The following is an 11,382-nucleotide window of genomic DNA, read 5'->3' as shown; positions in this document are numbered from 1 at the left end:
ACCGTAGAACGGTGAGATTTCCTGTTGTGACTTCGCGAAAGGTATTCGTATCGAGTAAAAAGCCTTCATTTGGTGGCACGTGCAGCTCTTGCCTCCTCACGGGCGATCTTGCGGCGATAGCGTGCAATCTCATCGAAAACGCGTTCGACAAGCTCCGGTTGGTCTTTCCAGACACCAAATACGCCGTAGAGCGGGTGGTCGGCTGGCAGAACTATTTCGTTATCGTCCTGCTTTTTCTCCGTTGTTTCCGCAGCTTTTTCCTCAGTCATTAGGTACCTCCAGCCCATTTTACCGCCTCACATATCGCTGCTGCTATGCAGAGCAGGGGGTAGAAGTTCTGTGGGAACTAAGCTACACTGACTGCATGAAGCGGTGGCGTATGGGGCTGGGTATCCTGCTGGCTGTAGGAGTCTGTGCGAGCCTCGGGCTGGCTCGCGCCCGGTATCTACAGTGGCGCTGGGATCGGTCGGTGCTCAACGTGAAGCTCCATGCCGCGCTGGATAAGCAAGACCTGCTGGCTGTCGAGGAAGCCCTACGTCACGGTGCCGACCCCAATGCGGAAGAGCGTCCAGGAACGGGCTTCACGGGGCTGATGCATGCCGTAGAGCATGGCAATCCTGCACTCGTCAAGGCTCTCCTGAATGCAGGGGCGGATCGCGAGCGCCAAGACCACACCGGAACCACCGCGCTTGAGCAGGCGCAAAAAGCCCAGCTCGCCGAGATTGTTCAGGTTCTGCAGGCACCATGAGGTTTGATCGGGAGCATGCGTGAGCAGCACCACATCACCGGCTTCAGAGGTGCTTCTTCAAAAACGCCCACGCCGACGGGTCGTGGAACTCGTGGCCACCTTCGAAGACAAGAAACTCAAAGTTGCCTTCTTTACCGACTTTTTTGTAGTGCTCTGCCGATGCCGGGGCGAGCTTGACGCCGCCTTCGCGGTGACTGGCGTTGTCCGTCGCTCCCGCCTGAATCAGCAAGGCGCGGGGGCAGATGAGGGCGACCAAGTCGGAGTCGAGGAGCTGCGTAAATCGATCGGGGAAGCGAAAGTCCGTCGGTACCGAGAGCTCATCTTTTTCGTAGCGCCACTCTTGGACCCCGAAGTAGCAGCTCGACACTGCCACTTTAATGCGCGGCTCTAGCGCCGGAGTCACCAGCGCGTAGTAGCCCCCGTAGGAGAGCCCGACCATCGCGACCCGTTTCGGATCAATTTCAGGGCGCCTCAGCAAGACATCTAAGCTGCGCGTGATCTTGGCAATCTCCACCGCTGTCAGGCTCGTGCCGACGAGCTTCAGGCGCTCGTCGGTGCGGTTGCGGATATCGCCGGGGAAGCCATCGGCACGGAACAAATGCTGGGGTGCAAAGACCGCGTAGCCGTTTTTCACGCCGCCGCGCACCATGTCGTGGTAGTTCGCCCCGCCATTAAAGAGCGCCACTTCCGGCGAGCCACCGCCGCCGTGCATCGAGATCACTAGCGGCACGCGGCCTGTGGCGTTCTTGGGCGTGATGTAGATTCCCTCGGCGTGGACACTCGGCAAGATCGGGATCATCGCCCGGTAGTAAACGCCTAGGCTGTCCTCGCCGATCTGCGTAAAGCTCGCCTGCTCTTTCGGATCGGGCTTGCCGGGTGGAGGATAGCCGATACTCTCCGCAAAGCGCTGGCGGAGCTTCTTGATATCGGAGATCCGGCGGCTCTTATCGGTCTTGAGGTGCTCGATATAGCGCTCCAGCTCACGGGCCTGCTCGGTGCGTATCGGGTCGGAGGAGGCAACGCGGTCGTTGTAGAGAGGGGGTTGTTTCATGGTTTCTTAGTCCAGGTTGGGGAGTGTGGGGAAGGCGGGCTTGACAGCGCGGTGATCTACTCTCGTGAGCTTCTCCATGCCCCTAAACTCGCGGATAAAGGCGACGAGGTTCTCTGCTGCACCGTCCACGATCACCTTGCCCTTCTCGGCGGTTGAAAGCGTCGGTGCACCAGAGACCCCAGTGGGGGTTGCGCCGCTGGTCCACTGCACCAGCTTCATCGGCCCCCAGCCGCGTGTGAGATCCACCGAGAGGAACTTGCTCCCCTCACGTCCCGCCGCCCCACCGTAGTGGTTGCTGGCCTTGTCCATCTGCACATGCTCGGGAGCGAGGTGTAGATAGGCGCTGGTTTCTAGCTCACAAGCATGGGCTGCGCCACCATGGCCACTCTCGCGCACGCTCTCAAAAGCCGCAATCGCCAGGTTGGTCCACATCGCGGATGCCACCAGTGCCTCCGTCTCCAGCGTTGCGCGGCGGGCAATAAACTCACAGAGATGCTCGTTGGAGCCGTGGCCGTCGATGATCACAATGCGGTCAAACCCGGCGTAGGCGACACTTTTCACTACATCCAGGCAGTACTCGATAAAGTGTGCATAGGTCACGTGGATCGTGCCGGGAAAGTCTTGGGCGTGCTCGTTGTAGCCGTAGGGAATGGTCGGCATTACCAGCAGCTCACGCGGGCTCCGTTTTGCGGCCTCTAAGCAAATACTACGTGCCAGGAAGTTGTCCACATCGAGTGGCAGGTGGTGCCCATGCTGCTCCGTGCTCCCAATGGGCAGGAGCACCACTTTTCTCGCGCGCACCGCCTCGTTGAGCTCCGGCCATGTCAGGCCGTCATAAAGTACCTTGTCTAAGCTATTCATAACCTCTCCTCCCCAGCCCTCCTCTCCCGGGGGCTCCTCCGTCGCTGGGAAAGGAGGGAGCCCTGTTCTTACTAGCCCCTTTCCCAGTGAGGTACGAACGCCCGGGAGAGAGGTTGGGGAGAGGTTACGTGAACCTCTTGAGTGCCTCTTCATCTACCTCGATCCCGAGGCCAGGGGCCATGGGAATTGCGAGAAAGCCGTCGGGGTCGAGCTTCCAGGGCGTCTTGACGAGCTGGTCGATGTAGGCGGCAGGGGTGATGTACTCGACATAGCGTGCTGTTGGGAGCGCGGCGGCGAGCGCCAGGTCCGCCGCGAGGCCGATGGCGGTGTTCCAGCCGTGGCTGACAAAGCCAATATTGTGGTCGTAGGCGGCCCAAGCGATCTTGCGCGCCTCCGAGAGTCCACCACACTTGGTCGTGTCCGGCTGGAGAATGTCTACTGCGCCGCGCTCGATCCACGGCAGAAAGCTCTGTCGCCGCACCAGCACCTCACCGCTGGTAATGGGCAGGGGGGCGTGCTCACGGAGCCTACAGAAGCCGTCGATATCGTCGGGGGGAAGCGCCTCCTCAAACCAGTCCACCCCGTAGTCAGCGAGCATCTTGGCGGTCTGGAGCGCCCACTTGTAGCTGTGCGGCCAGAGCTGCTCCGAGCCGCCCGCATCGACAAATATCTCGACATCGCTACCGACCGTGTTGCGTGCAGTTTCCACCAGCAGCTTGTCGTAGTCGCCGCTCACGCGCCCAAAGCCTGACCAGCCGAGCTTGATGGCCTTGAAGCCGCGCTCTAAGACATCTTCGAGGCGCTGCCGAAGCACGGGTGGCTCGGCGAAGAGAATCGAGGCATAGGGCTTGACCTTGTTGCGGTAGCAGCCGCCCAGAAGCCGCGCGACCGGCTGGGCCGTCGCCTTTCCGAGAATATCCCAGAGCGCAATGTCGATCCCCGAGATCGCGTGCGCCACGGTTCCGCCGCGCCCCTGCCAGAACGTGGACTGAAGCAGCGTCTCGCTTACCCGCTCGGGCTCAAGGGCGCTCTGGCCCAGCAGATACGGACGTAGGAGCCCCAGCGCCGCCTCGACCAGTGCGCCCGAGGTGAAACAGCTCCCCCAGCCGATAAGCCCCCCATCGGTCTCGACCCGAATCAGCGTGTGCAGCTCTTCGTCCTCGTTGTAGCCCTGCGCCCAGCCGCCATCGGGAGTCGCCCCCCGTAGCGGCAGCGCCGTCACTGCCGTGATTGTCATATGCCTATGATAACACTAAATCGGCAGCGCGGAGCACAGTGGGGCCAATTCTCTATGGCCACAACGGCTCCAACCACCACCATTCCTGGTAACCGCGTCGCTCCTGCCACGGAGCTGCTGCCTACTGTCGCCTACGAAACGGCGCTGAAGCACGCCCTCAGCGATACGCCTCTAGAAGCCTACTCCTGCGAGACGAGAGTAGTGGAGCTATTTTGCGGGGAGGAAGGCGTCTACCATGGCGCTGTCCCACTGGGTTCCGGCACCGGCTCGGAGAATGGCGCGTGCTTTTTCACAAGGCATTCCGAGGCGGTAGGGACGATCCGTGGTCATGGCGGAGAAGGCATCGGCGACCGCCATCAGGCGTGCTAGGAAAGGAATCTCTTCGCCGGCCAGACCAGCAGGGTAGCCCGCACCATCCCAGCGCTCGTGGTGGTGGCGGACAATATCTAAAATGGACTCTAGTCCAGGCACCGCGCTTACAATGGCGGCTCCCATCGCCGCGTGCTGCTTGACTGCGCTGAACTCAGCATCGGTCAGCCTTCCGGGCTTGCGCAGGATCGCATCGGGGACACCGATCTTGCCCACATCGTGCAGAAGCGCGGCAACGGCGATGGTGTGCTGCGTTTCCTCATCAAGGTCGAGCTGGCGGGCAATCTGTAGGCTGTAGGCCAAGACATCCTCGGAGTGGTTTTGGGTATAGCGGTCTTTATTGTCCACCGCCGTGACGAGCGCATCCAGCATGGAGAAGCCCTCCAGCGACTCACTAATCCGTGCACGGGCTCGCTCGGCCTCACTACCACTCTCGCCGCCTGTCTTGGCATGTCGGAGCCTCAGATCGGCAAACTCCACCAGCTCACTGCGGTTCTGGCTATGGTTTGGGTAGAGAGAGAGCCCCAGAGAGAGGCTCAGAGGCACCGCACTCTCGTAGCCCTCGGGGTGAAAGGCAAGGCTCCGCAGATCTGATTTCAGGCGTGCCTCCAGCTCGATCGCGGGCACACTCCCCACATTGGGGAGGATCATAGCAAACTCATCGCCACCAAAGCGCGCCAGAACATCGTAGGAGCGGCTCGTCTCACGCAGGCGCTGGGCAATCAGCCGGAGCACCTCATCGCCCGTGGCATGGCCGTAGACATCGTTGAAGAACTTGAAGTTATCGAGATCTATCATCACGACCGCAAGGGTCGTTCTTTCACGCTCCGCTCGTGCCAGCTCCTCGTTAAGGCGCTTGTAGAAAGCCCGGTGGTTCCAGAGATCCGTCAGAGGATCGCGCTCTGCACGCTCATGAGCCTCTCCTAGCGCCTTCTCTTTTTCCGCGTCACGGAGCTTTTGCTCGGTAATATCGTGTGCGAGGCTGATCGCGCCAATAAGCTCTCCAGTGTCGCTGTACTGAGGGCGGAAGTCGGTACGGAGCGTGATGTTGTTCTCCGTCATCTCCACCGAGACTTCCTCGCCTTGCAGGGCGCGGAACACTCCCTCCGCAAACAAAGGCTTGTCCTGAGCCAGCTCGGCAATGGAGCGGCCAACACGCTGATCGGTAGGCACTCCGAGCACAGCGCGCCCCGCCCCACAGGCAAACGTCACGAGCCCTTCAGTATTATAATGCGAGAGAATCACAGGCGCGGTCTCGACAATGGCTTGTAGTGCTGCCGTGCTCTGGCGTAGTGCCTCTTTGGCTTGCTCACGCATTGTCAGATCGCGGATATAGGCGGTAAAGAAGACCTGATCTCCTACCTGCACGGGGAAGGCAGTTACCTCGATAAGAAACTCTGTACCATCGGCACGGAGGGCGGGTACCTCAGTGCGTTGGTTGAGCGCAGGCCCCTCGCCGGTCTTGAGAAAGTGCGCGATTCCCCGCTTGTGGCGATCTCTGAGGGAGTGGGGGACGATCAGCTCCGAAAGATTTTTGCCCTGTGCCTCAGCCGCGGAGTAACTAAAAATTTTCTCCGCAACCGCATTCCACTCCAGCACGTGCTCTTGGGCATCAATCGTGATGATTGCATCCAGAGTGGCTCTCTGAAGCGCCTCCTGGCGGGTCTGGCTATCTTTGAGGGCCTGCTCGATGCGCTTTCGCTCGGTAATATCAATAGTAGTGCCCACAAGCCGTGTCACATTTCCGGCAATATCGAGAACCGGACTTCCTTGCGCTTGAAGCCAGCGTATCGTGCCATCGTCACAAAGAATGCGTGTCTCCATAGAGAAGGGGGTCTTCGTGTGTACTGCCTGCTCTATCAGCGCCAAGACTTGCTGGATATCCTCGGGGTGGTGGTGCCGTAGGACTTGTTCAGGCGTTGAGATATCGTCACTAGGAGTGAGATTGAAAAGCCGTCGTTGCTCAGTGGAGAGCCAGCCCATCCGTGTACGAATATCAAGCTCCCAGCTACCGCAGTGTGCAAGTGCTTGAGACTCATCCAAGCGTTGCTGACACAAAAAAAGCTCTTGGGAGATCCGATCAAGCTCTACGGTAAGACTAGTTTTACTTATGGATTGGCCGCTCATAGAAATTCCCAAACGAAGTAGTAAATCTATTGTCGGACGGAACACGGAAAAATTGAAGCACGGCTTCGGTTCGGCTATGGGAAAGGGTTAGACGTTGGGGAAGAGTGCACCTGCGAGGGGCTCGCCGACGGCAAGGTTGAGGGGATCGGTAACGACGTGGCCCTTGCCGCTATAGGTGGTGCCCGGCTCCATGAAGATCACGATATGCGCCACACGGGGATCGTCGGTGAAGTTGGGGGTCGCCATATGGGCGCAGCGCCCGTGGTGAAATGTGCAATCGCCCGCCTTGAGAGGCACCGTCACACGCGGAAACCAGACAAACTCGGGCTCGATCTGAAAGAGGCTACGCGCATCTGAGAGGTTCTGTGCGGGGAGCTCGGTATGGCGAAACGAGCCCGGCAAGAACGTCATGCAGCCTTTCTCCACCGGCACATCACAGAGCGCGATCCAAGCCGAGATGGGGTTGGGCGATGTCGCATGGGGCCAGTAGGGCTGGTCCTGGTGGAACTCCGTGGCGGCATTATTGTGGGGCTGCTTGATCAAGATCTGGTCGTGCCAGAGCCGCAGCTCGGTGCCGTTCAGCGCCTTTGCTGCCGCCGCCAGACTCGGATGTAGGGTCAGGGCACGCATCGCCACATCTTCCGTCCAGACATTGACGTGCTGGTCAAAGACCGGGCGGTTGGAGAGCGGCGGATTGCGGCGGGTGTAGTCCCGTGCGGCCTCATAAAAATGCGCCGCCTCTTCCGGGGAGATCACACTCGGGATATGGACAAAGCCCTGGGTGCGAAAGTGGGTTTTCTGTTCTTCCGTGATCATAAGATTGTCTCTGGTCTCCTCAGGGAGCAAGCGCGGGGTCGAGGAGGTGAAGCTCCTGAAGCGATGTCGGCAAGAGGGCATTGGTCAGGTGCTCGATAATCCCCGCGATAACCCCTTCGGATTTATTGCCCTGTGCCAGCCGAATCGTGCAGTCGTCGAGGGCAGGCTTGAGAGTGCGGATGGCGAGCTGGCTCTGGAGCGCAGGAAGAAGTGCGGGGCACTCTTGTAAGAAACGGCTATTGAGAAAGAGATGGGGTGGGTTAAAGACATGGATTGCGGCAGCAATGCCAATGGCCAGATAGTCTAGATGGGCGTTGACAATCTCGGTCTCTCCCGCGTTGTAGCGGGCAATGGCTTCGTCTAGGCTGGCTGCGCCCATGGCGGTCTGGAGTGAGAGATCACTCACCTCGGTCTCCAAGCAGCCACGGTTGCCACAGCCACAGAGCCGCGCTTCTGGGCCAGAGTTAACCGTGATATGGCCGAGCTCGCCCGCAAGCCCTCGGTGACCGGTGAAGGGCTGGCCCCGCAGAACCGCCGTAAAGCCCACGCCTGTCGAGAGATCCATGAGAGCAAAGTCATCGAGTCCCTGCGCACTGCCGCTGTGGCGCTCCGCAAGGCTGAGAGAGTGGATCTCGTGGATCAAAACGCAGGGAACTCCCAAGGCATTTTGTAGATCCAGAGCAGGGGTGTGGCCATCGGTGATATGGACATTTGGTGAGAGAAGGCCGCGCTGCTCGGTGTAGTCAATCAGGCCGGGCATGGCCACGCAGAGCCCATGGGTGCGCACCTTGGGCTGGGCAAGGTGCTCTTGTGCCCAAGTCAGCGCCGTGTGCAGGAGCGCCGCGTAGCTCTCCGGCGTCGTGAAGCGTGTCTCGTCGCGCAGGACACCATCCAGCCCGGCGGTCACGAGGCGGCACTGGGGCTGGTCGATCACCACCCCTAGCACTTGCGCCCCCTCTGAGGGCACGCGTAGCTTCTTGGCAGGACGGCCCCGGCGCACATCGGCATCGTCCTCTTCGAGCAGCCAGCCGTCACGCAAGAGCGCTTCGACAGCTTTAGAGGCAGTGGGGGCGGTGATCGAAGTCGCTCGTGCAAGCTCGGCACGGGAGAGTGGCCCACTTCGCTGGATCGTCCGCAGTACCCGCCACTCGTTGATACGTCCTAATAACCCTGGCTGAATCTTACCCTTTGATGGCATACGCTTCCATTGTAGCAGAATCCTGCGGGTACAATAGCCCTATGCCTCGATTTCTCTCGGTTCACACGTTCCCTCCCGGTGAGTTTACTCCCGAGCGCATTGAGGAGATCGCGGCGCAAGGCCAGTCCGATCCCGTGGTGCGCGGCTACCGTAGCTTTCACAGCCCAGCGGAGGGGCAGATCGTCTGGATCTTAGAAGCTCCCGATAAAGAGGCTATTCTGGCATTTTGTCAGCGCGTCGGGCTGCCCGTGGATGCTGTGACGCAGCTTGAGCTAGAGGGCCATGTGGGCGTCATTCGTCCCACTCTTCCCACTTAGCCGAGCAAAGCGACTAAATAGCGTAGCGCTCTAGGGCAGGAACCAGGCTGGGGGAGGCACCACAGGCAGCCTCTAGCGCGGTGGTCAGTGTCCGTAGCTCACGTCGCTCGCGCAGGAGGCTGAAGGCGCGGGAGCTTGTCGGAGCCATGAAGTCCTCGCGTCGGAAGAGCAAGTTATCGCCGTTGTCCAGCCGGTACCAGAGCTCTGGAGCCACGGCTAGCGCCCGGAGCGCGGTGTAGATCACCAGTGCCGGGAAGCGATCCTGCGTGCTGTTGTAGCGACGCTGCGGGTGCTGGTACGACGGATGCCCGAGCTCGCCGGGAGGGAGCTTTTCCAGCACGGGAGCCCACAGGGCATCGTAGTCCAGAAGCCGTAGCTCGCTCTCGGGGGTCACCAAGATATTGCCGTGTTGCAAGTCCCCGTGGGCAAGCTGCGCGACTTCAAGCTCCCGGATCAGCGCCACCCAGCGCCCCGCCAGCGCTTCCAGCGCTCTACGGTCATTGAGATGCCTCTCCACCCAGACATTCAGCGGCTCGCCCTCTTGCCAGGGCAGCTTCATCAGAGGAAAGCTGCCCGTTGCTAAGACCAGCCCCTCAGGCTGAAACTCAAAGGGCAGCAAGCACCCCGGCCAGCTTGGCAGGGCTGCCAGAAGAGCATAACGCGCCCTGCGATGCGGCTCATCGCGCAGAAAGAGCCGGACTGCCCACTCCTGCATGCCACTTCCGCCACTTTTAAGGCGATAGACATTGGCAAAGTTACCCGTGATCGGCTGGGGAAGCCCAAAGTGCCCGAGCAAGGTGAGTTGCGCGCTACCCAGCTCTCTATCGGTAAAGCAGTGAGCAGGGAACGCAAGTGCTTCCTGATAGTCGAGCTGTGTAGGCCAGGTCATCGCGAAAACGATTCTACCGTGTCTGGGAGAGACATGGTATACTATTTTACATCGCACACGTTCTGTGCAGAGAGTTTGTTAGAGCAAGCGGAGTTTTGCTCTCGAAACAGCGAGCGGCAGGTTCTTCTCTGGCCGCTTTTTTTGTGTGAGAGAGTTGGTTTGTGAAAAATTTCGCGAAGGTACGTGGTCCGTACCGGCAAGGAGTTTAAGAATGAAATCCCCTGTGATGGGCGGCGGACGCCGCGAGCTTACCGTGACCTGCCCCGGATGTAGCTTCAACTGCATGTTGCCCCCCGCGGCTATCATGCGCAATCAGTTTTTCTGCTCGGGCTGTGGCAAGCAGCTCGACCTCAAGCAGCTTCTACGAGCAATGGCAGGCGATGGCCCCGGCGTGGGTCTCGGCGCCCGCAATGACCGCGAGAGCCGCTACAAGAGCGCCCGCAAAGCTGCTGGTCGCCGTTAAAATCGCTTGAAAAGCCCCCGCAAGCTTGTGCTTGCGGGGGCTTTTGTTACTTGTGGGAACCAGGCAGGTATAATCCCTCTTGTGAATGATGTGGAAGTGTGGGGAAGAGAAGCCGGGGTGCGTACCCGCCCGGAGAGCCTTGAGGATGTTCAGGAAGTTCTGAAGCATGCGTACGGATCGGGCAGTGCCGTGATTCCTTGGGGCGGTGGCACGGGGCAGGACTACGGTGCACCGCCGCGCAAGGCCGATATCCTCCTCGATCTCAGTGGCATCAATGCGCTGGTGGCTCATGAGTACGCCGATATGACTGTCACCGTTCAGGCCGGAATGACGCTCGCAGCGCTTCAGGAGCAGCTTGCTCAGCACGGGCAGTTTCTCCCCCTCGACCCGCCACAGCCAGAAAAAGCAACCGTCGGTGGGATTCTGGCAACCAATGCCTGTGGCCCCCTGCGCCTTGGCTACGGCACGGTGCGCGACTGGCTTATTGGAATCACGGTGGTGGATGCGCAAGGTCGGCTGGTCAAGGGCGGCGGAAAAGTGGTCAAGAATGTCACGGGCTACGACCTGCCCAAGCTCCATGTGGGGGCACTTGGAACTCTAGGAGTCATTGTCGAGGCGACTTTCAAGGTCAGCCCTAAGCCAGAGACAGCGCGGACACTGGTGGCGCAGGTAAACCCAGGGCGCGATCTCGAAGGGGCGAGCACGCGGCTCTGGAATGAGACCCGTCCGGTGAGCCTGCTCCTTCATGAAGACATACAGGGGCGCTTTCTGGTAGCCCTCTACCATGGCACCGAGACGGTCACCGATGCGGCAGCGCAGCGCGGCGCAGAAATTGCCACGGAGTGTGGGCTCACGCCTGTGCAAGTCTATCCTGGCGAGCTTGTCCCCGAGTCGCCCGCCGCGCCCGTTCAAGTGCGTCTTGTTGCCCCTCCTGCCGCTGCAGTCGCCCTGCACGCCGCTGCCTTTGATGCCCTTGTGGAAACCGCCGCGACTTTAGATACCTGGCTAGGGGTCGGTACTCTGACACTCTCCTGGGACGCCGACGATGAGAAAGCTCGAACCGGTGTCGCGCGGGCGCTGATGCTTGCCAAGGTGCGCGGAGTTCGCTTCACACTCCTGCATGGCTCTCTAGCCTTGCGCTCCGGCGGCGTTGAGGCACTCTGGTTCCCGGCTCCCCCCGCCCGCGTCCTCCACGAGCGTGTTAAAGAGGCGCTCGATCCCTACAACTTGCTCAATCCAGGGCGCTTTGTGTGCGGAATCTAGCTTGACAAAAGATTGTTCATGGCCTACAATCAGTGTCGCTAGT

Annotated in this window: 12 protein-coding genes; 4 read left to right on the top strand and 8 right to left on the bottom strand. The window is 60.3% G+C overall.

The window, feature by feature from the left end:
* Positions 1 to 65: 65 nt before the first annotated feature.
* Positions 66 to 269 (bottom strand): hypothetical protein, encoded by a 204-nt coding sequence (locus AC1XOS_RS03365; protein WP_481960802.1) that lies wholly within the window; start codon positions 267 to 269, stop codon positions 66 to 68.
* Between the two features lie 95 nt (positions 270 to 364).
* Here AC1XOS_RS03365 and AC1XOS_RS03360 point away from each other — a divergent pair, with 95 nt between their 5' ends.
* On the top strand, positions 365 to 748 hold the full coding sequence (locus AC1XOS_RS03360; RefSeq protein ID WP_481960801.1) for an ankyrin repeat domain-containing protein: 384 nt from the start codon (positions 365 to 367) through the stop codon (positions 746 to 748).
* Between the two features lie 43 nt (positions 749 to 791).
* Here the strand turns inward: AC1XOS_RS03360 and AC1XOS_RS03355 are convergent, their stop codons facing one another.
* The 6 genes from AC1XOS_RS03355 to AC1XOS_RS03330 all read right to left on the bottom strand — a co-directional run bounded on the left by AC1XOS_RS03355 (position 792) and on the right by AC1XOS_RS03330 (position 8,407).
* A complete protein-coding gene (locus tag AC1XOS_RS03355; protein WP_481960800.1) occupies positions 792 to 1,799 on the bottom strand; it encodes an alpha/beta hydrolase family protein in 1,008 nt (335 codons plus the stop codon).
* A 6-nt stretch (positions 1,800 to 1,805) separates the two neighbouring features.
* Entirely contained in the window at positions 1,806 to 2,660 is an 855-nt protein-coding gene (locus AC1XOS_RS03350; RefSeq protein ID WP_481960799.1) for a creatininase family protein, read from the bottom strand.
* 124 nt (positions 2,661 to 2,784) lie between these two features.
* Positions 2,785 to 3,897: a mandelate racemase/muconate lactonizing enzyme family protein gene (locus tag AC1XOS_RS03345; protein WP_481960798.1), complete on the bottom strand. Its 1,113-nt coding sequence runs from the start codon at positions 3,895 to 3,897 to the stop codon at positions 2,785 to 2,787.
* 207 nt (positions 3,898 to 4,104) lie between these two features.
* Positions 4,105 to 6,309: a diguanylate cyclase gene (locus tag AC1XOS_RS03340; RefSeq protein ID WP_481960797.1), complete on the bottom strand. Its 2,205-nt coding sequence runs from the start codon at positions 6,307 to 6,309 to the stop codon at positions 4,105 to 4,107.
* Positions 6,310 to 6,480: 171 nt separating this feature from the next.
* Positions 6,481 to 7,209: a phytanoyl-CoA dioxygenase family protein gene (locus AC1XOS_RS03335; RefSeq protein WP_481960796.1), complete on the bottom strand. Its 729-nt coding sequence runs from the start codon at positions 7,207 to 7,209 to the stop codon at positions 6,481 to 6,483.
* A gap of 19 nt (positions 7,210 to 7,228) precedes the next feature.
* Entirely contained in the window at positions 7,229 to 8,407 is a 1,179-nt protein-coding gene (locus tag AC1XOS_RS03330) for an ROK family transcriptional regulator (protein WP_481960795.1), read from the bottom strand.
* A gap of 41 nt (positions 8,408 to 8,448) precedes the next feature.
* Here AC1XOS_RS03330 and AC1XOS_RS03325 point away from each other — a divergent pair, with 41 nt between their 5' ends.
* Positions 8,449 to 8,724 (top strand): nickel-binding protein, encoded by a 276-nt coding sequence (locus AC1XOS_RS03325; RefSeq protein ID WP_481960794.1) that lies wholly within the window; start codon positions 8,449 to 8,451, stop codon positions 8,722 to 8,724.
* 13 nt (positions 8,725 to 8,737) lie between these two features.
* Here AC1XOS_RS03325 and AC1XOS_RS03320 read toward each other — a convergent pair whose 3' ends face one another.
* Positions 8,738 to 9,613 carry a protein kinase family protein gene (locus AC1XOS_RS03320; protein WP_481960793.1) on the bottom strand — a complete coding sequence of 292 codons (876 nt, stop codon included), beginning with the start codon at positions 9,611 to 9,613 and terminating at the stop codon, positions 8,738 to 8,740.
* Between the two features lie 211 nt (positions 9,614 to 9,824).
* On the opposite strand from AC1XOS_RS03320, the gene AC1XOS_RS03315 reads away from it, so the two are divergent.
* Positions 9,825 to 10,076 carry a hypothetical protein gene (locus AC1XOS_RS03315; protein ID WP_481960792.1) on the top strand — a complete coding sequence of 84 codons (252 nt, stop codon included), beginning with the start codon at positions 9,825 to 9,827 and terminating at the stop codon, positions 10,074 to 10,076.
* An 81-nt stretch (positions 10,077 to 10,157) separates the two neighbouring features.
* Positions 10,158 to 11,339, top strand: a complete 1,182-nt coding sequence (locus tag AC1XOS_RS03310; protein WP_481960791.1) for an FAD-binding oxidoreductase — start codon at positions 10,158 to 10,160, stop codon at positions 11,337 to 11,339.
* Positions 11,340 to 11,382: the final 43 nt, after the last annotated feature.

Source organism: Armatimonas sp., assembly GCF_964826245.1.
This window is presented reverse-complemented; position numbering and strand designations above follow the sequence as displayed.